Source organism: Bradyrhizobium sp. AZCC 2289, assembly GCF_036924615.1.
In the GTDB taxonomy this organism is placed as follows: Bacteria; Pseudomonadota; Alphaproteobacteria; order Rhizobiales; family Xanthobacteraceae; genus Bradyrhizobium.
On record NZ_JAZHRY010000001.1, the window covers coordinates 1,788,039 to 1,811,080 of the forward strand.

General features: G+C 59.8%; 18 protein-coding genes and 2 pseudogenes. 9 read left to right on the forward strand and 11 right to left on the reverse strand.

All coding sequences use genetic code 11. The annotated features are described in order from the left end of the window. Positions 1-29 precede the first annotated feature (29 nt). From V1289_RS08755 to V1289_RS08765, 3 genes are all read left to right on the forward strand, one after another. Complete coding sequence (locus V1289_RS08755) at positions 30-911, forward strand: NmrA family NAD(P)-binding protein (RefSeq protein ID WP_334396574.1); 882 nt, start codon at positions 30-32, stop codon at positions 909-911. 94 nt (positions 912-1,005) lie between these two features. Continuing rightward, positions 1,006-1,863, forward strand: a complete 858-nt coding sequence (locus tag V1289_RS08760; RefSeq protein ID WP_334396576.1) for an aldo/keto reductase — start codon at positions 1,006-1,008, stop codon at positions 1,861-1,863. Between the two features lie 178 nt (positions 1,864-2,041). Continuing rightward, the gene (locus tag V1289_RS08765; RefSeq protein ID WP_334396577.1) at positions 2,042-3,103 is read left to right on the forward strand and encodes an LLM class flavin-dependent oxidoreductase; all 1,062 of its coding nucleotides are present in this window, start codon (positions 2,042-2,044) and stop codon (positions 3,101-3,103) included. A gap of 575 nt (positions 3,104-3,678) precedes the next feature. Here V1289_RS08765 and V1289_RS08770 read toward each other — a convergent pair. The 6 genes and pseudogenes from V1289_RS08770 to V1289_RS08795 form a co-directional block, all read right to left on the reverse strand. Further along, positions 3,679-4,743 (reverse strand): annotated as a pseudogene (locus tag V1289_RS08770) (IS110 family transposase). Positions 4,744-4,946: 203 nt separating this feature from the next. Further along, positions 4,947-5,234, reverse strand: a complete 288-nt coding sequence (locus V1289_RS08775) for a hypothetical protein (RefSeq protein ID WP_334396578.1) — start codon at positions 5,232-5,234, stop codon at positions 4,947-4,949. Between the two features lie 42 nt (positions 5,235-5,276). Next, positions 5,277-5,606 carry an HD domain-containing protein gene (locus tag V1289_RS08780; RefSeq protein ID WP_334396579.1) on the reverse strand — a complete coding sequence of 110 codons (330 nt, stop codon included), beginning with the start codon at positions 5,604-5,606 and terminating at the stop codon, positions 5,277-5,279. Positions 5,607-5,613: 7 nt separating this feature from the next. Further along, the gene (locus V1289_RS08785) at positions 5,614-6,993 is read right to left on the reverse strand and encodes an aldehyde dehydrogenase family protein (RefSeq protein ID WP_334396580.1); all 1,380 of its coding nucleotides are present in this window, start codon (positions 6,991-6,993) and stop codon (positions 5,614-5,616) included. A 20-nt stretch (positions 6,994-7,013) separates the two neighbouring features. Further along, complete coding sequence (locus V1289_RS08790; protein ID WP_334396581.1) at positions 7,014-7,442, reverse strand: nuclear transport factor 2 family protein; 429 nt, start codon at positions 7,440-7,442, stop codon at positions 7,014-7,016. A gap of 35 nt (positions 7,443-7,477) precedes the next feature. Next, entirely contained in the window at positions 7,478-8,497 is a 1,020-nt protein-coding gene (locus V1289_RS08795) for an alcohol dehydrogenase catalytic domain-containing protein (protein ID WP_334396582.1), read from the reverse strand. A 104-nt stretch (positions 8,498-8,601) separates the two neighbouring features. Between V1289_RS08795 and V1289_RS08800 the strand changes: the two genes are divergently transcribed. Next, positions 8,602-9,657, forward strand: a complete 1,056-nt coding sequence (locus V1289_RS08800) for a GlxA family transcriptional regulator (RefSeq protein ID WP_334396583.1) — start codon at positions 8,602-8,604, stop codon at positions 9,655-9,657. A 522-nt stretch (positions 9,658-10,179) separates the two neighbouring features. Here the strand turns inward: V1289_RS08800 and V1289_RS08805 are convergent. Continuing rightward, positions 10,180-10,545, reverse strand: coding sequence for an alpha/beta fold hydrolase (locus V1289_RS08805; RefSeq protein WP_334396584.1), 366 nt, complete (start codon positions 10,543-10,545; stop codon positions 10,180-10,182). Positions 10,546-10,839: 294 nt separating this feature from the next. Between V1289_RS08805 and V1289_RS49580 the strand changes: the two are divergent. The 5 genes and pseudogenes from V1289_RS49580 to V1289_RS08825 form a co-directional block, all read left to right on the forward strand. Continuing rightward, positions 10,840-11,367 (forward strand): annotated as a pseudogene (locus tag V1289_RS49580) (ABC transporter substrate-binding protein); the annotation flags it as partial. Positions 11,368-11,389: 22 nt separating this feature from the next. Next, positions 11,390-11,704: an ABC transporter substrate binding protein gene (locus tag V1289_RS49585; RefSeq protein WP_442896169.1), complete on the forward strand. Its 315-nt coding sequence runs from the start codon at positions 11,390-11,392 to the stop codon at positions 11,702-11,704. 214 nt (positions 11,705-11,918) lie between these two features. Continuing rightward, complete coding sequence (locus V1289_RS08815) at positions 11,919-13,154, forward strand: NAD(P)/FAD-dependent oxidoreductase (protein ID WP_334396586.1); 1,236 nt, start codon at positions 11,919-11,921, stop codon at positions 13,152-13,154. A gap of 230 nt (positions 13,155-13,384) precedes the next feature. Further along, positions 13,385-14,374 (forward strand): ABC transporter substrate-binding protein, encoded by a 990-nt coding sequence (locus V1289_RS08820; protein WP_334396587.1) that lies wholly within the window; start codon positions 13,385-13,387, stop codon positions 14,372-14,374. A 244-nt stretch (positions 14,375-14,618) separates the two neighbouring features. Continuing rightward, complete coding sequence (locus V1289_RS08825; protein ID WP_079586564.1) at positions 14,619-15,593, forward strand: ABC transporter substrate-binding protein; 975 nt, start codon at positions 14,619-14,621, stop codon at positions 15,591-15,593. A gap of 170 nt (positions 15,594-15,763) precedes the next feature. Here V1289_RS08825 and V1289_RS08830 read toward each other — a convergent pair whose 3' ends face one another. The 4 genes from V1289_RS08830 to V1289_RS08845 form a co-directional block, all read right to left on the reverse strand. After that, positions 15,764-17,563: an adenylate/guanylate cyclase domain-containing protein gene (locus V1289_RS08830; RefSeq protein ID WP_334396588.1), complete on the reverse strand. Its 1,800-nt coding sequence runs from the start codon at positions 17,561-17,563 to the stop codon at positions 15,764-15,766. 373 nt (positions 17,564-17,936) lie between these two features. Then, positions 17,937-18,356 carry a hypothetical protein gene (locus V1289_RS08835; protein WP_334396589.1) on the reverse strand — a complete coding sequence of 140 codons (420 nt, stop codon included), beginning with the start codon at positions 18,354-18,356 and terminating at the stop codon, positions 17,937-17,939. Positions 18,357-18,901: 545 nt separating this feature from the next. Next, the gene (gene ltrA, locus V1289_RS08840) at positions 18,902-20,074 is read right to left on the reverse strand and encodes a group II intron reverse transcriptase/maturase (protein ID WP_334396590.1); all 1,173 of its coding nucleotides are present in this window, start codon (positions 20,072-20,074) and stop codon (positions 18,902-18,904) included. A 950-nt stretch (positions 20,075-21,024) separates the two neighbouring features. After that, positions 21,025-22,812, reverse strand: coding sequence for a hypothetical protein (locus V1289_RS08845; protein ID WP_334396591.1), 1,788 nt, complete (start codon positions 22,810-22,812; stop codon positions 21,025-21,027). Between the last annotated feature and the right edge of the window lie 230 nt (positions 22,813-23,042).

The window sequence follows — 23,042 nt, forward strand, 5'->3', positions numbered from 1 at the left end:
GATCGACATCAACCTTCTGGAGAACCATCATGTACGCAATCACCGGAATCACTGGCAAGGTCGGCGGCGCGCTTGCGCGCGCCCTTCTCGCCGAAAGACTGCCCGTCCGCGCCGTTCTGCGCGACGAGGTCAAGGCGGCGGAGTGGAGAACTCGGGGCTGCGACGTCGCCCTGGCCGAGATGGACGACGCGGCAAGCCTGACTTCAGCCTTCAGGGGTGCCGCGGGCGTATTCATCCTGCCGCCCTCCGAGTTCGATCCGGAGCCCGGCTTTCCCGAGGCCAGGCACGTCATCGCCGCCGTAACGTCGGCTTTGGTTGAGGCTCGTCCCGGCAAGGTGGTCTGCTTGTCGACCATCGGCGCGGATGCGCCGCACGAGAACCTGCTGACCCAGCGCACGCTGATGGAACAGTCGCTGCAGGAGATCGGCCTTCCGGTCACCTTCCTGAGGCCCGGCTGGTTCATGGAGAATGCGCTCTGGGACATTCCCTCGGCGCGCGACGAAGGCGTGCTGCGCAGCTTCCTGCAGCCGGCCGACAAGCTGTTCCCGACGGTCGCGACGCAGGATGTCGGGCGCCTGGCCGCCGCGCTTCTCCGCGAGGACTGGAGCGGGACGCGGGTCGTCGAACTGGAGGGGCCCGCACGCATATCGCCGAACGATCTCGCCCGGGCCTTCGCCACGGTGCTGAAGAGCCCCGTCCGGGTCGAGACGGTGCCGCGCGAGAGCTGGGAGCAGATTTTCCGCTCTCAGGGAACGCGAAATCCATTGCCTCGGATCCGGATGCTCGACGGCTTCAATGAGGGCTGGATCGACTTCAGCGAGCACGGCCGGTCGGCGGTGAAGGGCACTACGGCACTCGAAAGCGTCATCGCCGAACTCGTCAGGGCGAGCCAGGCCAAAGCATCCGTCTGACGCCGCCGCCCTTGTGATGGCTTGCCGCCTGCCGGCAGCGCAAAAGGGTGACCGCACCGACCCGCCGGCAGGAAATCCGAGAAAGGAAAACATCATGGAGACGATCATGACACAGGGTGTTGCTATGCCTCGCCTCGGCTTCGGCACCTTCCGGATGCCGGGAGCCGACGCCCAGCCGGTCGTCGAGAGTGCGATCGCGCTCGGCTACCGACATATCGACACCGCCGCGATGTACGACAACGAAACCGCCGTCGGCGCGGCCATCGCGGCGTCCGGCGTGAACCGGAACGAGCTCTTTATCACCACCAAGGTCTGGCATGACCAGCTTGCGCCGGATGCGCTCTACCGCGCCTTCGACACCAGTCTGCGGAAGCTGGGGCTCGACCAGGTCGATCTCTATATGATCCATTGGCCGTCACGAGACATGGACATGGCAGCGACGCTGGAAGCGTTGATGTCGCTGCGGGAGCGCGGCCTGACGCGCGCGATCGGCGTGTGCAACTTCAACCTGCCGATGATCCGTCGCGCGGTGGAGGAGATCGGCGCGCCGATTGCCAGCCTCCAGGTCGAATACCACCCGTTCCTGTCGCAGGCGCCGATGCTCGCCTATCTGCGCGGCAAGGGGATTCCGCTGACAGCCTATGCGCCCCTCGCGCAAGGGCGGGCGGCAAGTGATCCCACGCTCGCCTTCCTCGGCCACAAGCACGGTTGTAGTGCCGCTCAGATGGCCGTTGCCTGGCTCCTCGACCAGACGGGTGTCATCGTGATTCCGAAGGCCGCCCGTTTCGAAAGCCAGAAGGCCAATCTTGACGCGCTTGGCACCCAGCTTGATGACAAGGATCGCGCCGCTATCGCCGCTCTGCCGAAAGACCAGCGCTTCGTCCGGCCGCCCTTCGCGCCAGAGTGGGACGCTATCGGATGCAATTCATCGGCGCCGCGGCCTTCGCGGTAAAACGAGCGCCAGGCGGAATGCCGGCTTCCATGTTCCGGCGCTGGTCCGAAGCCATGCGTGCCGAGCATCAACGAGACGTCGCGGTCTATGAGCAATTGCTCAAGGAGCTTTGCCTACCTACCGCGGAAGATGATCAGGCATCGTCCTGCCCGGTCATGAAACGTGAAGAGGAATTGCAATGCAGACCCAACAAATGTTGCCCACCCTGAGCTTTGGCATTTTTGATCATTTAGATCATGCGGGCGGGAGCCTTCGCCAGCAGTACAGCGACCGATTGGAAATCGCCTCGGCGTGCGATGAGGCAGGTTTTCGCGCCTACCACGTCGCAGAGCATCATGGGACGCCACATGGTCTGGCGGCGTCGCCCAACTTGTTCTTGTCCGCAGTGGCGCAACGCACCAGAAAGCTGAGGCTCGGACCGTTGGTGATGTTGTTGAATCTATATCACCCCCTGCGCGCTTTCGAAGAAATCTGCATGCTTGACCAGCTGAGCGGGGGCCGACTCGATCTTGGTATTGGCCGCGGCGCCGTCCCGCTTGAGCTTTCCTTCTTCGGCGTTTCAGCCGCGGAGGCACAGGACCGTTACAGCGAGGCGGCTGAGATTGTTATCAAGGCCATGGAAACCGATACCCTTACGTACAGCGGCCGCCATTTCAGCTTCACTGACGTACCGATCACGCTCTCACCCATCCAAAAGCCCTATCCACCGCTTTGGTACGGGACGACGAAGCCTGAGACAGCCCGATGGGCTGCGGAGAACTCGATCAATATTGCTTGTGTCGGAAAGAGCATCGCGATTCGAGCAATTACGGACGCTTATCGGGCACACTGGAAAACGCGACCAACGCAAGATATGCCGCTGCTTGGCATGGTTCGCATTGTGGTGATTGCCGGGTCCGACGCTGAGGCGCGTGCTCTGGCCGCTCCAGCCTATGCGCGCTGGCTCAGTACATTCACCTTCCTGTCGCGCACTCGCAATTTGCCCGCTCCGCCGAATCTGCCGAAGTCGTTCGAGCAAGCTTTGGACGACGGTTTTTGCCTGGTCGGATCACCTTCCACGGTGCGGGAAACGCTCAAGAGACAGGTCGTTGAGGCTGGTGTGACATACGTCATGTGCCAACTCGCTTTCGGAGACCTGCCGCTCGCTGCATCGCTCCAAACGATCGCGGTCATGCGGTCGACCATCATTCCCGATTCCACGTGGCATGTGCCCGATTTTGTGCAAGGTGAGCATCATTGAAGACGGTGCTGGTGGTGCATTCGACGTGTCGATCGTAAAGAAGCTCGCAACCCTAGAGCGTGCGCCGGTTCGGCCCAGACCACGAATGGCCGCTTTGCGCCAAAAGCTGCCCTCCCCGCGACGTCGCGTTTTGACCCAATGTATGGTCCGGCCATGCGGTGCAAGAGGTTTTCGTCGATCCGGTAGATACGGTCTTGCATCAATGTATCCGGCCGTTGCTTGGAGCTGTGTTGCTCCGGGCCATCATGGATATCAGCGCGCATGCGATCTGATTAGCGGACAGGCCTCGAACGGGGCCATTTGGGGTCACCAGTGTTCGCCTGCGCCGCGAAGACCGATCCTCCATCGTCGTCTCATCCTCTCGCAGACCTCGGCGGGCGGATTAAGCTACGTCATCGAAAGCTCTCTTTTTGCGCTGTTCCTTTGTTCGTGCCTAGCGGCCGTTCCTTCGTCCCGACCTGCACGTTCAGACGAGCCGCGCGCAGGAGCCGTCAAGGCTGGCCGTCGCGCGGGCCTTGCCTCTCGCTTCCATGCTGCCAGGCCACGCCTTGACGGCCCCGAGCACGGCGCGAGGATCACGCTGGATGGGACGCCATCGTATCGGTCTTGACGCACGCGAAGGCGCGTCCCTTGTTCCCACGCGATGCGGGCGGGCTTGTTGGCCAGCGCAATGGCGAGCACGTTGTGGTGTAGTCGCTTCTTCGCGGTCTCGATCCAAGACTTGAGCCCATAGCGTTCCCAATGCTTTGGCCCGAGCTTGACCAGCACAACCCAGGCCGCCTGAACGAACAGGGCACGCAGATAGCGATTGCCGCGCCTTGATATGCTGCCAAGGATCGTCCGGTCTCCGGTCGAGATTTGCTTCGGTACCAGCCCGAGCCAGGCGCCGAAGTCGCGGCCTTTGGAGAACACGTCTCCGGTGCCGATCGCAGCCACTATCGCACTCGAGATGATGGGGCCGATGCCGGGTACCGTCATCAGCCGCTCGCAGTGCTGATCCTGACGGGCGAGCGTTTCGATCTCACCGGTGAGTTCTTGAATGCGTGCATCCGGGTGACGCCAGTCTCCAGCCAACGCCTCGATGACACGCGACATGCGGGGCGACAGAACATCATCGGTGCGCATGGCCAGAATGCTCGGCAGCTCGGCCCGCAGGAAACGCAGACCTTGTCGGACTGCAATACCCCGCTCCAGCAGGAAGGCGCGGATCTGATTATGATGCCGGTACGCTGACTGACCAAGCGTTCGCGGGCACGGTGCAGGGCTTGCAGGTCGAGTTGGTCGGCGGTCTTGGTCGCAACGAACTTCATGGTCGGGCGTTGCACCGCCTCGGCAATCGCCTCCGCATCGCGGAAGTCGTTCTTCTGTCCCTTCGAATACGGCCGCACGTATTTGGCCGGCATCAGCCGGGCATTGTGGCCGAATAGCTGCAGCTTGCGGCTGAGATGATGCGCGCCGACGCAGGCCTCCATGCCGATCAGGCACGGTGGCAAGTTGGAAAGTCGCGCCTCGACCTGGCCACGTGACCATTTCTGCCGCAGCACGATCGCACCACGCTGATCGTGTCCCACGACGTGAAACGAGTTCTTGCCGATATCGATGCCGATCACGGCGATTGCGCAATTGGATTGCTGAGACATGGCGTGCTCCTTGTCTTCGCTGCCCCGAGCCAGCTTCTATCGCTGGCGGGGGCTGGAGCACGGCCGGACCATCCCATTAGCGGGCATTCGGCGCACCGCTTGCAGCTTTGTGCAATGCAGACCCTCAAATCGCCAATGTGCGGTCCACTGGTTGCGTTGCTTCCCAGCAAACGCGACCCAAGAAAGCCGGCCAATGAGTCGGGTCACTCGTCATACGGCGCGGCCGACATCAATTGTGATGCCGTCGGAATTGGCTGACCCTGCAACTTGCAGCCGGCGGTGCGCGCAACATCGTCGGTCCAGTTTAAGACTTGGGCGGCCGGATTATTCCGACAATGCTCGACCAACAGATTTCGGAATTCGGCTTTGAATTTCATCCGCGGATATCTTTCGAGCACTTCCTCGACGACCTGCGGCGGCACTTGATCAAGGCCTAGACCCAACAACTCGAGCCCGGCGCCGAGGTGGACCAATGCTACCTCGTCTGCCAACCGAGTTGCGATCCCCGGAGAGGTGTGCAAGGCGATCGCCTTTCAAACCAGATCGGCGCGCACTGGCGCCACCTGATGCTTTGAGCAGAACTGGCGAGCAGCATCCGCGCCATCCACCTCAAACCGATTGTCGCGCCGGTAAGGAGGAACCAGTCCGAGGTCGTGCAAAACCGCGCCGCAAAAAGCGGCTTCCTCATCGACCACCGAACGGCCGAGGCCCCTGACAGCAAGGCTACCGAAAATGTATGTTCGAAGACAATGAGCGCAGAGAAACTCCGGTGAACTAGACTCCAACAGGTCGACTGCGGCATTACACAGCGCCGTATCCGGAATTGTAACACCGGCCACCGATTTCAAACGTGCCAAGGCCATGCTCGCCTCAATACTCAAACCACTGATGCAGCGCCCGGTTCTTTTCGTCGGTGAAGGGCGAGTATAGGTGTTCGATCGCCACGTCGGGCGGGGAGATCAGCATCGATTTGGCGTGGGTGAGCGCGTCGAAGCCATATTTGCCGTAATAGTGGCCGATCCCGGCGGATCCGGTGCCGCCGAACGGCATGGTCTCGACGAAAAGGTGAACGTTGACCAGGTTCACCCCGCCCCCACCGAAGGACAGCTCGCCGATGAACCGGTCGATGGTCTTCTGGTCGCGGCTGAAGATGAAGCCAGCGAGCGGACGTCCCGTTTTCGCCATCCGCGCCATCGCCTCATCGAATGACTTATGGGTCAGGATCGGCAGGATGGGTCCGAAGACCTCGTCCTCCATGATCTTGTCATGCCAGGTGACGGGATACAGAAGCGTGGGATCGAGGTAGTGCGCATCGCGGTCTGACTTGCCGCCGGCGATCACCTTGGCGGGATCGATGAGCGAGGCCAGCCGGTCAACCGTACGGGCGTTGATGATGCGCGAGTAGTCGGAGTTGGATTTTGGGTCATTGCCGAATAGCTCAACCAATGCCTTCTTGGCCTCGGCGGCGAAGGCGTCCGCCACGGACTCATGGACATAGGCGTAGCCCGGCGAGGTGCACCATTGGCCGCCCCAGGCCATCGCACCCCAGACGATCTTCTTCGCCGCATCGGGAATGTTCGCGGTCTCGTCGACGATCGCCGGATTCATTCCACCGAGTTCGAGCAAAACCGGCGTGAGGGTTTCCGCGGCTGCCCGCGCGACGATCTTGCCGACGAATGTGCTGCCGGTGAAAAAGATGAAGTCGTTAGGCAGCTTCAGGAGTTCGGTATTCGTCTCCTTGCCGCCCGGCACGGCGGTCACGGCGCTCGGATCGAAATATTTCGGGACAAGCTCGAGCAGCACTTCGGTCGTTGCCGGGAGCGCTTCACTCAGCGTCAGAATGCAGGTGTTGCCGGCCGCGAGCGCCGCGAGCGCCGGGCGGATCAGCAAGAGCAAGGGCCCGTTGAACGGGCCGATAATCAGCGCCACACCATATGGCTCGCGATAAATTAACCCCTTGTGGCCGGTCTTGGCCAAGAAGCGTGGGATGGGCGCCTCGACCGGCTTCATCCACTCTTTCAACTGGCTCTTCTGGACCTCGGACTCGCCGGCCGACGCCCCGGTCTCGAAGATGTATTCTTGCGAGGCGGTCTTGAAGTCTTTGGCCATCGCCTTCTGGAAGCGCCCCTCGTTCTCCCGAATCATGCGGGCCATGCGGTCGAGCTGGTCGACGCGCCATTCGTAGGTACGGGTGATCCCGGAGGCGAACAGCGCCTTCTGCGCGTCGAAGATATCCTGGAACTTGTTCATTGGGTTTCTCCGGAACATGCTTACAAAGCGCTCGCTTTAATGGCGTTGATGGCGGTGTTGTCCCAGTAACAATCCAAGCGCGATATTTTGCCGTCCGCGTTGAAGCGGATGATATAAGCGTGCGCGATGCGTCCAACCTCGCCTTTCTTTACAAGGCCTGGGACATCCGCCGGCATAGTCCCACCAAGCAATGCCTGCACCACGATGGTGTTCTCTTCGCCTGGGATCATCTCAGCTATTTCGACCCCGAAATCCGGTACGGCCTGCGGAAAGCCGCGCCAGATTTTTTCGAGGCCGCCCCGGATCGGCATGACACTGTTCTTGCCATAGGGAAGATATCGTCCTTGTGCGCCGTCAGCGCAAAGAGCCAGCATACCTTCGACGTCATGAGCGTCGTAGGCGGCAAAAAACTTTTTGGTGATCGCCTTCACATCTGGATTGTTGCTCATATGACCTCCATTGGGGCTGCTGTTGGCGGCGCGGCCTACGCCATGGTCAGAACCATCCGAAAACGTGCTTCCCCGGACATCATTCGCGCGTAGGCCTCCGCAGCCCGCTCGAGCGGCATGGTCTCGACTATAGCGGCGACGTCGCTGAGCACACTGAATCGGAGCGTCACATCGCCGGCCTCGGGGGTACCCGTGAGGGCGCCGTCGACACCAAGTTGCTTGAATAGAAGTTCGAACGCCGACAACTCGATCGGCTCATCGGTCGCGCCGAGCGAAATCACGACGCCACCGCGTCGCAAGCCACCAAGAGCGGCGGCAACCGCCTTGCCGCCCGAGGCGGTGGCAAGCACCACCTGCGCACCCCCACGCGCCTGCAGCGCCTTGGCGACATCGGTGGTGGAGCTGTCGATATAGTGGTGCGCGCCCAGTTTTTTCGAAAGCTCGGCCCGGTCGCTTCCGCGGTCGATCGCGACGACCTCGAACCCCATGTGACGTGCATATTGCACCCCGAGGTGGCCTAGTCCGCCAACCCCGAACACCGCGACCAGGTCTCCCGCCCGCGCCGGCGCGTTCCTGAGCGCGCTGAAAGTCGTCAGGCCGGCGCACAACAGTGGCGCCGCATCGACCGAGGAGAGATCGTCCGGCACTGCGATCAGGCCGCTTGACTTGGCGATCATCATCTCGGCGTAGCCGCCGTCGTGCTGCACCCCAGTGTAGCCCTGGTTGGTACAGTTCACGAGATCGCCATCGCGGCAGTACACACAGTAGCCGCAACTACCGCCGAGGAATCCGACGCCGACGCGTTGGCCCATCTTCCAGCCTTGGACGCCTTCTCCGATTGCGTCGATCCGCCCGACCGCTTCGTGGCCAGGCACCCTCGGCCACTCGATCGGCAAGATTCCCTCCACCGTCGCTGAATCCGAATGGCACACGCCGCAAGCCTCGACACGGATGCGGACATGGCCCTCTGGCGGATCGATCACCGGCTTTTCGGTTAGCTCGAGCTTGCCTGGGCTCACCGCCTGGACGGCCCGATATGTCGCAGCGCCTTCCATTATTCAGTTCCTTCGACCGATGCTGATTTTGCTAAGATGTTTCCGCTCCCTCGGCATCTTCAATTGCCGGAAGGGTCAGAGTTTTGATCGGGAGGGACAAAGCGATGTCTGAAAGAGCCGCACACGAGGTCGGCATCGTAGATTACCCCGGCGCACAGGTGGCATGTATCCTGGGCCTGACCGATTTGTTCAGCATCGCCTGCACGATTGCACTCGATCAACGGCGATCTGGCCAAACCGCGCTTCGCGTCACGCACTGGAAGCCCATCGATGCGTCCGACGCGAATCTTTCATGCATCTACGACAGCGCACCGAGCGACAGCCCACAGCCGCGGACGTTAATCATCCCGCCCACCATGGTGGACCCAGATCCTGATATACCTGCCGGCGTTGTTTCGTGGGTTCGTAACCGTCATGCCGCCGGCACCGCCTTGGTTTCCCTGTGCTCGGGCGCGTTTATCCTTGCCGCAACGGGTCTGATGGACGGGCAGTCGGTTGCCACGCATCAGATGTACGCAATGGCGCTGGCGAAGCGTTTTCCGAAAATCGTCGTCGACACAAATCGGCGCATCATTGGTCATGGCGACATCATCACGGCGGGCGGATTTCTGTCATGGGTCGATCTTGGCCTGTTTCTCGTCGGCAGGATTCTTGGCCCAGCCGTAAGGGCGGAGACCGCACGCGTTGTTCTTGATGGCCCAGAAGCGAGTGAGGCGCGCTATTTTACTGGCTTTGCTCCTCCTCAGACGCACGGAGATGGCGCCGTGTTGAAGGCTCAAGAGTGGGTGCATATGAGGGACGGACGAGGCGTTTCCCTTGCGGCCCTGGCGACGGCGGCCGGACTGGGACGCCGAACGCTGCTACGGCGGTTTGCAAGTGCAACGGGTATGACCCCAATCGAGTATTCTCGGCGTGTTCGCATTGCGCGAGCGCGCGAGCTCCTGGGTGGAGGGGAACTCTCGCAGAAAGAGATTGCCCAAGCCCTCGGCTACAGCGACGTGGCCTCATTTGCACGAGTATTTCGCAAGGCTATGGGCGAAACGCCGGGAACCTACCGCAAAAGGTTTGGCGGCCAAGACATCTCGTCCCCCGATTTCGCAGCGAAAGATGGTTTAAGCCAGAAGAAGCACTTGTTCGAGGCGGACCCTCGTACGGACTGAACGAGATACCGTCATTCTTCGACCGACCCTGTCCTATGTCCGCGATTGTGTAGGTTTTTGGACGCCGGCAACAAGGTGGCTCCTCCGCATGCTCAACTGGCCGGCGTCCAAAAAGCGCCAAGGCACGAAGTCGCGGGAAGTTTGGCACCGGCGGAGCAGCGAGTGCTATGAGGTGCTCGACTTAGGAAAATTCGAAGAGTGGCGGCCTCGAATGCGTGCACAACTTAAGCGTTTTGGCACGATTGTTGCTAAATGGGGGATTTAATTTTGTTGGCCCGTGTACTCAGATAGTTGGGCGTAGTAGAAATAGCGCATCCGACAACTGTTGCGCGATTAATCGGTCGATCTGCATTCAGTGGTATAGTGTAAATCAATTTCTTGTGAGCAGAAATACCTACGGCACTTTCAAGCAAACTGGTTTGCGCTGTTCGTCAAGCCAATTTTGTCATTGCGTTGTAGGCTGGGTAGATGTGGTTCGCCGTGTAAGACGGGGCCGGCCGCAGATGATCTTGCTGTTCTTGATCACGCCGACAATACGCGAGTTGATCGTGGCACCCCCGCTATCGCTGTCCTCTCCATCGCTACCGGCCTCTCGGCTCTTGCCCCCGCGCAGCGGGCTGGAGCGCAGCGACTTCGTGCTTTGAATATCTCCGGTAGGTCGAGCTTTAAATGAAACAGAAACAGCCAATAGGTCTTGGCCATCTTCGAAAAATTGAAATCTCTTGCGACAATCCGCGTCGGCACGTTGTCGACGACGACGAGACGATCGATGGCGTCGGAATGATCTTTTGCAAACCTGGTAGCCACACGCGCCCCCCGATCGTGTCCCACCAAGGCGATCTTGTCGATTTTCAGCGCTCGCATGAGTTCGCGTAGGTCCTTAGCCATATTGCGCTTGTCGTAGCCAATGATGGCTTGTCAGTTTCACCGTATCCACGCAGGTCAGGAGCGATGACACGATACTTCTTGCTCAACCCAACTCGGAAATCGGCGCATCGCGAAACCTGTCGCGATTTTGTAGGCGACTCCAGGTTGTAATCGTGTTAGGCACGTCCCATTGACAGTGGGGGCGGTGCATTGAAACGGCGCGAATTCATAGGGCTCATCGGCGGTGTCCTTACGGCATCAAATTCCTCACAAAGGGTCGAAGCGCAGCAATTCAACAAAGTGCCGCTTCTCGGCGTGCTCGTAGCAGAGGCGGCGCCGCATTCGTTTCCAGATGCGTTCCAAGCCGGGCTACAAAGCCTTGGATACTCTGTGGGTCGTAACATCGAGATCGAATGGCTCTACGCAGACGGGCTTTATAGCCGTGCCGTCGAAAAAGCGAAGGAATTGGTCAAGCTTGGCGTCAATATTATTGTAGCCCATCACACGCCGGCGGTTAAAGCCGCCATGACGGCCACCACTACGATTCCGATCGTAATGTCACCGGCGGGCGCGCCGCTAGAAACCGGGCTCGTCGGCAGTCTTTCCCGGCCAGGGGGCAACGTTACTGGGCTTTCCTCCATGGAAGCCGAACTCGGCAGCAAGCGGCTTAACCTCCTCCGCGACGCCATTCCGGGTCTCAAGAACGTCGCTGTTCTGGCCTCGCGCAGCGATCCTTTCACTCGTCCCTACCTAGCGGACGTGCAGTCGGCGGCGACACGGGCCGCTCTCACGCTCCATCCGGCGATGGTCGACGGTCCCAATGATTTTGAAGCCGCGTTTGCGAACATCAGTGCCGCAAGCAGTGATGATCCAGCCACTGTTCGCGTCATTCACATCACTAATCGTTCAACTTGCAGCCAAGCATCGCCTGCCCATCATTTCGAGCTATCGCGATACCACGCGCGCAGGAGGCTTTATCTCCTATTCGGCCGATCATGCCGCCTATTTTCAACGGGCGGCGACCTTCGTGGACAAGATTCTCAAGGGTGCCAAACCCGCCGATTTGCCCGTCGAACAACCGACAAAATTCGAATTCGTTGTCAACCTCAAGGTCGCAAAAGCGCTTGGCCTCGTTATACCCGAAGGTATCTTGCTTAACGCCGATGAGGTGATCGAATAACTGTTTGCTGCGCCGCTTGAAAGTGGCGTTTCGGACCGGTCTGGGCTGGTTTTGACCCATAGCGGGCGCTTGGAAGCGTATTTTCATTGGCCTAAGAGCAATGTTTTCTTCGCCCCTCTGATCTGGGCTGGAGTAGTTGCCTCTCGTCAATCGTCGAAAGTTGCTCCATAGTCCCGTTTTTGCGCAATCGATTGTCGATAAAACGGGGATTATGATGACCAGTGCATCGCCGGATATCGTGATAGTGGGTGGAGGCATTGGCGGTGGTGCGCTGGCGAGCGTGCTCGCCCGCGATGGCATCAAGATCGTCGTGCTCGAACGCGAGAGCGTCTTTCCCGATCGGGTTCGCGGCGAATGGATCGCTCCCTGGGGCGTCGCGGAGGCGAAGCGGCTCGACCTTCTCAATCTGCTGCGGGAGCACGGCGGCCTCTGCATCTCGCGCAACGTTCTGTACGACGAAATCTGGCCGTCGGATGCCGCCGAGCAGCATGCGATGGATATGACCGTGATGCATCCGGAAGCGCCAGGAGCGTTGTGCATTGGTCATCCGCTGATGTGCAATATCCTTCACGACGCGGCTGTTAAGTGCGGCGTTCGGTTCATCAGGCGCGTCGAGCACATCGAGGTGACGCCAGGCGCTCGGCCTGCGGTGTCCTTTGTCCACGACGGAGTGACGACAACACTGTCGCCCCGTCTCGTCATCGGGGCCGACGGGCGCAATTCGCAAGTCAGGAAGCGGCTTGAGTTTCGCGTCGAAGCCGATCCGCCGCACAGTATTATCTGCGGCATGCTGGTGGCCAATGTACCGGATTGGCCCCGCGACGTGCAGGCGATCGGAACCGAGGACAGGCTTCATTATTTGGTCTTCCCGCAGGGCAAGGATCTAGTTCGCCTCTATGCCTGTTACGATTTTGCTGACCGCGCGCGATTTGCCGGCCCCGACAAGCAAGCCCAGATGCTCCGTGCCTTTCGGTTGAACTGTCTGCCGCTGGGCGAGGCTATTGCAGCAGGCACGCCGATTGGACCACTGAACGGAGTTTCAAATGAGGATCATTGGATCGACGATCCGACGGTACCTGGCGTCGTGCTGATCGGCGATGCTGCCGGCCACAATGATCCCATCACCGGACAGGGTGTCTCGATTACGTTGCGGGATGTGCGATTGATGAGGGACATTCTCCTCTCCGGCGGCGGCGACTGGAGCCAGAGCGACTTCGCACCCTATGTCGAGGAACGGCGTGAACGCATGCGCCGGCTGAGGATCGCGGCCCGTCTTGCAAGGCAGCTCAGGGTGGAGTTCGGTCCGGACGCGAAAGCGCGCCGGGCCCGCGTGACTATGCGTGCAGCTGAGCGTCGCCTGTCGCCTTACCCGGCTGTGCTGATCGGTCCCGAGCGCCTGCCGCCGGAAGCTTTCCTGCCAGAGACAATTGAAAACCTGTTCGCGGCTTAAAGTCAGCATTCCGAAAATGTCAGCTTCTGGCTTTTGGGACATGCCGACCAACGCTGACGATGTCTGTTCATCGGGGAAGATCGGAAGTCGCCGACCCGCCGTCCAAACGGCGCTTTTGGCACACATCTCGGACATTCCCTTGCGAAATATCCATAAAGTTGGTCCCCGCACGCTCGTTTCTGGGCAAGAAAATGCTAGGGATAGGCCGTCAGTTTGATTTAGCAGGACACATGAAGCGAAGAGAATTTATTGCCGGATTGGGCGTGACGGCCGTATGGCCGATTGTTGCTCGCGCGCAGCAGCCAGGTCAGATGCGACGGGTCGGAATCTTGATGGGACTTCCGGAAAGCGATCCGGATGTGCCGCCGAGGATCGCCGTCTTTAGAGAGGGCCTGGGCAAATTGGGATGGACAGACGGTGTCAATATTCAGCTAGAATTTCGCTGGGCGCCAGGGGACACCGCGGGAGCGCGCGCTTGTGCAACCGAGCTTGTATCGTTGAAACCCGACGCTATCGTCGCGCAATCGACCTATATCGCGACCGCGCTCCAACGGGCGACTGATACAATTCCCATCATATTCGTGCAGGTGGTCGATCCCGTTGGCGCAAAGCTGGTGAATAGCTTTTCGCAGCCGGGAGGCAATATCACCGGCTTTACCAATTATGAGATCAGCCTCTCCGGCAAGTGGACCAGCCTGCTCAGGGATATTGAACCCGAGATTGAACGTATTGGGGTCATGTACGATCCGGATACGCTGCCGGTGTATGGACTGTACACCGATCACCTCAAGGCCATCGGCCCCAAGTTGGGCGTTGATGTGATTTCTAGTCCGTTCCGGAATGCCGCAGAGCTTGAACCGGTAATTCGCGCATTCGCGGGCAATCCTAAAAGCGGGCTTTTGGTGCTTCCCGATGTGACGACGTCGAAGAACAGAACGACCATCATCGAAGCTGCGGCGAAATATCGGCTGCCTTCGATTTATAGCTACGCGCATTTTCCCAAGGACGGCGGGCTGATGTCATATGGCGTCGATCCGGTCGACCTATTTGCTAAATCCGCAGCCTACGTTGACAGAATTTTACGTGGCGCAAAGCCTGCGGAGCTGCCGGTTCAGGCGCCGACGCAATTTCAACTCGTCATTAATCGTAACACGGCGACAAGTCTCGGTCTTGCCATCCCGCAGACACTACTCGCCGAGGCCGACGAGGTGATAGAGTAAGAGAAGCCATTTCCGCTATTTCCGGTAATGGCACAACTCGGACATGCCGCCGTGGTTGCTCTATGTCCGTTGTTGGGGGCAGAGCGGAAAACATATGCTCACATTGAGCTTTTCAGCTTTTGACCCAATTGAGACATCAGGAGTTGTCGTGTCGAAAGCCAGGTGAGTGCCATTTGTTCCGCGCTGGACAGTCGCAAAGTGCTGGGCTTTAAGTCTTGCACAAGGCGCTTTCTCAGGGGGTTACATGCAGCGGCGCGAGTTCATCACACTGGTCGGTGGCGCGGCGGCGAGTGTGCCGTTTGCTACCCGCGCGCAGCAGTCGATGCCGGTGATCGGATTTCTGCGCAGCACGACGGCCGCGGACGCAACGGAGTTCGTAACAGCGTTCCGCCAGGGCTTGAAGGACACGGGCTACGTCGAGGGCCAAAATGTTGCGATTGAATTTCGCTGGGCAGAGGGCAGGACCGATCGATTGCCGGCTCTGGTGGATGAGCTGATCCACTGGCCTGTGGCCTTGATTGTCGGGGATGCCGTGGCGATGCTTGCGGCCAAGTCCGCAACCACGAGTGTGCCGATCGTGTTCGCGGCCGGAGGCGATCCGGTCGGGGAGGGTCTTGTCGCCAGACTGAACCGGCCGGGCGGCAACGTTACGGGGGTGAGCTTTTTCGGAGGCGTGTTGGGGGCGAAGCGACTGGAACTGCTGCGCCAGCTCGTCCCGAAGGCCGGGACGATTGCCATGCTGGTTCACCCGAACACTCCGAATACCGAGGCGGAACGAAGCGACGTACAAGCCGCAGCGCAGGTGTCCGGGCAAAAACTCATCGTTCTGGATGCCAGCAACGACCGAGAAATCGATACTTCCTTTGCAACATTCGTCCAGCGCGGGGCCGGCGCCTTGCTCATCGGTTCAGGTACTTTCACGTTTTCCCATCGGGAACGGCTGGTCGCGCTGGCGGCTCGCGATGCGCTGCCCGCGACCTATCACCTCAAAGAGTTCGCCAGCATTGGCGGCTTGATGAGCTACGGCGCCAGCATTGCCGATGCCTATCGCCAAACCGGTATCTACGCCGGCCGTATTCTCAAAGGCGAGAAGCCGGGCGATTTACCGGTGATGCGGTCCACCAAATTCGAACTCGTGCTCAATCTCAGGACGGCACGGGTGCTCGGGCTTGCGGTACCGCCGACCCTGCTTGCCACGGCCGACGAGGTGATCGAATAAAGCTTCTTGTTGTTGCAGTGCATGAGTCCGAAACTGACCTGCCATGCCCGTCCGGCCATGTCCGCTGTCCGGTGAGAACCGGAAGTAGCCGGTAACTGGCGAAAGTGTCGCGATTGACCCAGAGCGGCCATGGCGGATGGCCGAAGCGATGGCAGAGATTCGGCGCGCCGTCATTCCGGCACCCCGGCTCGGCGAAGCCCCTTTGCCAGCATGGCGCGGTGTTCGAGGCTGCTAAAATCGGACGCCATCAGCCGGGTGACCGTGAAATTCGGCAACAGCTCGTACAGGCGCCGGGCGCTCGCCTGCGCCTCGTCTTCCCGCCCCAGCACGGCTAACGCGGCGACCCGCACGACCCACGGTGGGCCAAATCGCGGATTAGCTTGCGCGGATCGGCTGGCTGCGAGCGCCGCCTCTTCGAATTCGCCGGCGAAATAATGCGCATAGGCTAGGCCGTTATAGGGCAGGTGCAGGGCCGCATCGAACGGGCTGAGGCGGATCGCCCGCTCGCCATATTCGACCGCGGTCGCGTAATCGCCGGCCCAGCCGTAGATCATCGAGCCGAAACTCAATGCGACAAAAGATGACGGGCTTGATGCCAGTGCGCGATTAAAGGCGTTGAATGCGGTATCGTAGTCCCGATCCTCGGAGCCGACCACGAAGGCAGCAGCCCCAAGCGCCGTTGCATCGTCGGCGGCGGCGATCGCGATCCGCGCATGGCGGAGCGCGGCAAGTTTGTCCTCCTCCCGCCAACCGGCCCGCTGATAGCGGGAATGATGGCAAAGGGCGATCGCCGCATGGGCTATAGCGTAGTCCGGGTCGATCGCGATCGCACGCTCAAGCAGCGGCAATGCCTTGGCGGAGAGTTCGGGCATGCCGCTAAAAGCATCCGGGAGAGCACGCAGGTAGAGGTCGTAGGCGTCAAGGCTGTCCGGCCGCTTTCGCCGGGCGCGCTCGATCTCGGCCTGGCGCAGGCTCGGCTCGATTGCGCCGACGACGCTCATGGTAAGCTCGTCCTGCAAGACGAATACATCGTTGAGCGCGCGCTCATAGCGCTCGGCCCAGACATGCGCGGCATTTGTCGCATCGATCAGCTGGCTGGTGATTCGCACCCGGTTGCCGAGCTTGCGCACGCTGCCTTCCAGCACATAGCGCACGCCCAAGTCACGGCCGACCTGTTTTACGTCGATCGGCTTGCCCTTGTAGGTGAATGTCGAGTTACGCGCGATGACGAACAGCCATTTGATCCGCGACAGCCCGGTGATGATGTCCTCGACCATCCCGTCGGCGAAGTACTCCTGCTCCGGGTCACCGCTCATGTTCTGGAAGGGCAGAACTGCAATCGACGGCTTATTTGGAAGCGCAAGTGGAGCCTCGGCTGCCAATGACGCTGCAGAATTCGATGTTGCAGCGGCCGGCGATGCCAACACCTTCCAATCACTTGGTTCCCACCTCACGCCGAACGCTTGCACCGGCCGCTCGATGTTCTTCAGCGACAGCGCGCCAAGATCGTCGAAGTTGGCGTTGAGCCTGCCCGCCACTGCGTCATGCATATTGCCCGAAATCACGATGCCGCCCGGTGGTGCTTCGGCCTCAAGCCGTGCCGCGACATTCACGCCGTCCCCGTAGAGATCATCACCATCGACGATAAGGTCGCCAAGGTGAAGGCCTACGCGGAAGACGATGGCAGTGTCTTTGGGCTGAACCTTGTTGGCCTCGGTCATTGCTTCTTGGAACTCGATCGCAGCACCCAGAGCGTCCACGGCACTAGAGAACTCAACTAGCGCGCCGTCGCCCGTGAGCTTGACCAGCCGGCCGCCATGCCGGGCCAGCATCGGTTCAAGACGCTCTGTGCGGTGGGCTTTCAGTCGAGTAAGCGTGCCGTTCTCGTCCCGCCCCATTAGGCGCGAATAGCCAACGACATCCGCCGCCAAAACCGCCGCCAGTCGCCGTACAACCCGCTCTCCGGTCAAGGAAGGCCCCCAAGATTGCGCCTTGCCGCGCCAGGGCACTTTAGCCCGTTTGGGTACACTATAGGAAACGTGGACGGCAGTGTCATCGCTGAACGATTGCGTTTCCGGGGATTAGACCGTCCGCCCCCGACCGTAAGCCATTTCCGCTCTTGGCACGTTTGAGACATGCCGACAAACCGTGAGAATGTCTGTTCTATGGGGTGGACCGGAAGTGATCGGGGGGGCGGCCAAAACGACGCGTTTGACCCGAAGCTGCCGTCACAACGCTCGCTGGGAAGCGAGCGTTGTGGTCAGTCACCCATGTGCCCACAGGTGGGAGCCTCACGGCGCAGGTCAGGCCGAAGCTTGATCCTCGGCCGATCGCTCCCGCATCCTAAGCCACGTAGTCGATCCAGGACGAATCGACGATCACATAGTCAGCTGGGAACCAATAGTAGTAGTCAGTCAGATCGTCATAGACCCAATAGCCGTAGTAGTAGATGTCGGCTTGTGCGAGTTGCATGCTGGCAAGCGTTATGCCAGGGGTCGTGTCGGCCAGCTTCTGACGTGACCTCACTTTCTTAACCTGCATTCCAGCGGCGGTAACCGAGGTGACCTTGCCGTTGCTCACTTCGGCAAAGACATCAGCTTTCTTCCCAGTCGTATGGATCTTGTGCTTGCCATTCTTTTTGATTTTTTCGCCAAGGAGGTCTTTTCCGTTGAGATGATGTTTCTCCTTCGCGAAGGCGATGCGAGACGCGCCGATCGTGGTGGCCGTCGCGATCAGTCCCAGTGCGAGACGCCGATTGATCATCAAACTTGCTCCCTTTGGAAATCAACAATGATTCTGCGCCTACAACGTCGTCAGGAATTCCTGCAGCCGTTGTGACCAATTCAGCTTTAGTCATTTGGACTGAACCCGTGGTGAACGGGCCGGCCACAGATAAGCTCCAAAGACCCCCAATTACCGACATATCCGGTTCCCGCCCGGCGAATTGGTAGTACAGGCAAAGCTCTCCTTTGAGCAGCGACTGTTGGTTCGCTCCAGTACTGAATGAAATGTCCGCTTCTGGCGGCACTTTTGAGACGTGCCCACTGGCCCTGACGACGTCCGTTTACAGCGGAAGACCGGAAGTAGTCGGCCGACGGCGCAAATGACGCGATTGGTAGAGTCGAGATGTGGCGCGGTGGCGTTAGGTAGAACATATCTGTTGCCGCCCCTTTCGTCTGGCGGTGCCTTAGTAGTTCCACCATGGCTCCGTTTCCACATCCACCGGGTCGCCGGAGGCAGTTGCCCGCCTCCGGCTCCCACAGAACGTAGCATGCGGATTTGCCGCACTACGCTCTTCGACAGTTGATTCACAGCACTGCAAGAGCCTGCAACTCCGTATATGGGAGGCGCAGCTTTGGTTTCAGTAACGGCGTCCGTTCGTTGATCTGGTTGAACATGCTCCAGTTGAGGGCTCGTCCGGCCCAGCTGCGGCTGCGCAACATCCGATGCCAGTAACGCTCCACGGCGCGGTACACCTTCACGAGACACCGAAGATTCCCGGCGACACCGTAATAGGCATAGTGGCCGCGTAGGAAGGCGTTGATTTCGCCGACCTGGTCACTGATCGTGTGATGTCGTATTTGCCGCATAAGCTCCTGCAGAGACGTAAGGCTGCGCCACAAGCGAGATTTCTCAGTGCGCATCCCAACCTTGAAGTTACCCTTCTGGTTTCGCGTGCAATACAGCGTCAGACCCAAGAAGTAGATGGTCTCCGGGCGTTTTCTGCCGCGTTTGCCTGCGTGTCGCTGCGCGAACCGACCAAACTCAACCAATTTGGTCTTGGTCGGCTCAAGAGTGAGGCCGAACTTTCCCAACCGAAGGCGTAAGGCGTCCTGAACACGGATGGCGTCCGATCGATATTGGAAGCAGATCACAAAGTCATCGATATAGCGCACCAGCCGGGCTTCGCCCCGCAACCGGCTCTTCACCACGCGTTCGAACCAGAGGTCGAGCACGTAGTGAAGATAGAGGTTACTCAAAAGTACGCTGATCGATCCCCCTTGCGGTGTTCCTTCCTCGTTCGGATGGACCTTTCCATCTTCTAAGACACCCGCTTTCAGCCAGCGCCGGATCAAACTGATCAGGCGTGGATCACCGACTCGATGCGCGACGAACCGGAGCACCCAATCATGATTGAGACTCCCGAAGAAGTTCTTGAGATCCGCCTCCAGCACCCAGCCCATCTTGCCGCCGGCGATGACCTCATTGAGGGTCGCCAGAGCATGATGAGCGCTGAGCTTTGGCCGGCCACCGAATGAGCAGGGCAGAAAGTCCTGCTCATAAATGGCAGACAACACTTCGGCCGTGCTGCGCTGGAGCGCCCGGTCGGCGACAGTCGGCACGCCAAGTGGCCGCTTTTCCGTCTTGCCGGGTTTGGGGATATAGACCCGCCGGATATCCGGCGCTCTATATCCTTGGCGGTGAATGGACTGGAGCATCGGCTCTATCCATCCATCGAAGCTCTTCTTCGCCGTCTCCACCGTCGTCCATCCACCCCAGTGGCCGACCGCTTCGGAATCTGCAACAGATTCTTCCGCACCCGATCGCGCGTGATGTGATGAGCCAGCGACGTGAAACGGAGTTTTGGTTCGCGTCGAGCTTTCACTGCTATTTGTTCAAGTTTCGTTTCCATGGTCAGCTGATCTTCTCACTGAGTAGAAGGCCGTAACTCCCGTTGAATGGAGCCCATGTCGCCCAAGAACAATTCAACTACCGCTGACCGCTTCCCCATGTAGCCGGCTCTCCCGTCCTCGGAGTACTACCAGTCAGTCTGACTTCCACCCGGTCATCAGACCCTTCTCGCCTCTTCGGCTTGGCAGGTCCTACAGGCTTGCGCCTGAACCGGATGGATCTCCCTTGTTCACGTTGCTTCCTTTGGTTGCATGCTGGCGGTACGAACCCCGGGAGCATCTCAGACCGCTCGCGTTGTCGCGGCCTGCGATTCCGCCTTCCCCTTTGAGCGACAGGGTCGGCTACTCCGATCACGTTCGATTTCGGGGCTATTTTCCCGTTCACTTCATTCCGGCCTACAACCTCCCTGTCTACGCTTCGCAACGGCCGTTAGAAGCGGCTGCGGGGATTTTGCCAAGGCGACAGCATTCGAAGACCCATGGTGGACCACCCCTGTGTACCACCGGCCGTTTTCGAAAAGCCTTAGTTCATCGATTCAATTTGAATTTCCTGGATTTCTGCGGGCTTTTGGCGGAGAGGGAGGGGGACTCTCACCCCCGTTAGCGTTCGACCTCGCGCGTCTTGCCGAGGCCATTGTTCTAGTGGCGAGGTTGTGGAAATAGGAATATCCTGGTCGCCTTGACCTCACTGCGCCGTGGACCGAGCGGACGCCCGCTGCCGCCGCGGCGTCTTGTCAGTGCGCAAAGTTGGGATGGTGCAACTTCATAGGACGATAGGCGAGACCGGAACCTTGCAAGATTCAGCGGTACTGTTTCGCACGCTCTTCCAAAGCATCCTGCAGCTTCACGTCACCGGTCCGCTCGTCGTTGCGCCAAGCTTCCACGCGCTTGAGCTTCCCGCTGTCAGCCTTGCGTTTTGCATCAAGAAGGATGATCGACATGCGGTCGATCGTGCGATTGGATAGTTGCAGAATGACGTCCGCCTGCTCTTCGGTAATGCTCTTCGGACCGTAGCCGCCCGGCGTATCGACCGCCGGCGCGTGGCCCATTACGATCCTTCGCGATCGATCCGAAAGACCTTTCACATCGTCAATGAAGCCCTTGAACGTATGCCGTGCCGAATAGAGGGCCAATCCCTGCCGCGTCATCTTGAATTTCGACTTCACGTACTGCCAAACTTTCGAGGCAGCCTGCGACCAGCGAATCTCTCCGGTCGGAAGAACGTAGACTTTCCAGTCCGGAAACAGCCATTGTTGCCTTGCTTCGTCGGTGAGCTTCACGATTTCTGGGGCCGTCAGCTTGTCTTTGCCGCCTACTTCATAAAATTTCCGCGCTAGATAATCGTCCACAACGGCGTCACGCTGGTGAAGGAGTCCGAGTTCAATCAGCAGCGGATGAACCGGAATCCACCGGAAAGCATTCTTGGTTTTCGCGTCGTTGCCCCCAGGGGCCGTGTCGGCGGCATCGTGGGGGCCGTCGTCATCCTCATCGCCTTCGGCCAGCAGAGAGCGCTTGGCGAAGCGGAAATGCCACTTGTCGTAAAGCAAGGCGACATCCACGCAGCGCAACTGGGAGATCTCGCCGGGTCGCATGCCACACAGCAGCTGAATCAAGACCGCCCAGTAGAAGAAGGTCTGGCAGAAGAAGCGGCCAACTTTCCACGTGCGGCTGATGCTCTCGCACCCCGTAAACAGGGGCCTGCTGAGGAACGCAAGAAGTTCATCTTCCTGAAACGCGTCGCGTTCGACCGCCGGAGGATTTTTCTTGGAGCTGCTCGAGAAGTCCGGAGCCGGACCCGACGCATACCCGTTGTTGATCAGAAACTTCCAGAATGTGTTTAGTCCGGTGCGATAGCGCTTCCGCAGCGTCGATTCGGAGACCCGGGTTAGTTTGATCTTCTTGCCGTCGGAATTCACGAAGACATAATTGCATTCCTTTGCGATCGACCAGCGCTGGAACAGCGACCGCTTGTCTGCCGGCAGCCCCTCGGTCGTCGGGATCTCCGGCATCGCCTGCTTGAGCTGGACGATTTGATCGGGTCCGACGTCTTGCAGGCAGGGGTCCTGCCACAGATCGACGGCGAACTGAACGATGGGAGCAATGTCGTTTGCAGCGCTGCGGTCCCCATCCTCACCTTCCCGCAAATCTAAAAAGCGCGCCAGCACAGCGGACAACCGACTGCGTTTGTCGCCATTTGCGACTAGAGAATTAGCAGCAAGGCTACCGAAAGCAGACGTGGAAGACGCGGCAGCCGGCGCGCGCGGAAGCAGCGCAAGCTCGGCACCTTGAGCAGAGAGCTCCTGGCGGCGCCGCTCCAACCGCCCTTCGACCGAGTTGGCAGCGGCGCGGGCGTTCGCCGCTCTCGAATTCTCCCGGACCAGCGCGACAAAATGCTCGTCCCAGCCCGGGACCACCGCATTGGGTTTCAACCCCAATGTCCGTACCCGATACTGGGCCTCGAATGCCATGGCCTGGAAGGCGGACCGCTCGACGTAGTCCGCCTCGTCCCGGGCCGGCTCGAGGGCAAGCACCTGCAGCCTGGGCCACAACGCCTTCAGTGCCGCCTCCGGATCATCCGCCGCCTTCACGTTCAACATCCACGAGCCTATTCGGGCCGCCCTCGCCGCGGCGACCTTGTAGTCGGCCGTGCGGAGGCTGATCCGAAACGCTGACGCGGAATTCTTGGCGAGTCGCCACGATCTTCCTTAGCTCACCCGAAAAACCGGTAATCCGACTTGCGGCCTGGATTCAGTCGGCATCTGACCTACGGTTTAGGAAACCGCTTTGCCTGAAACAATGTCAATAGGTTAGGAAAGCC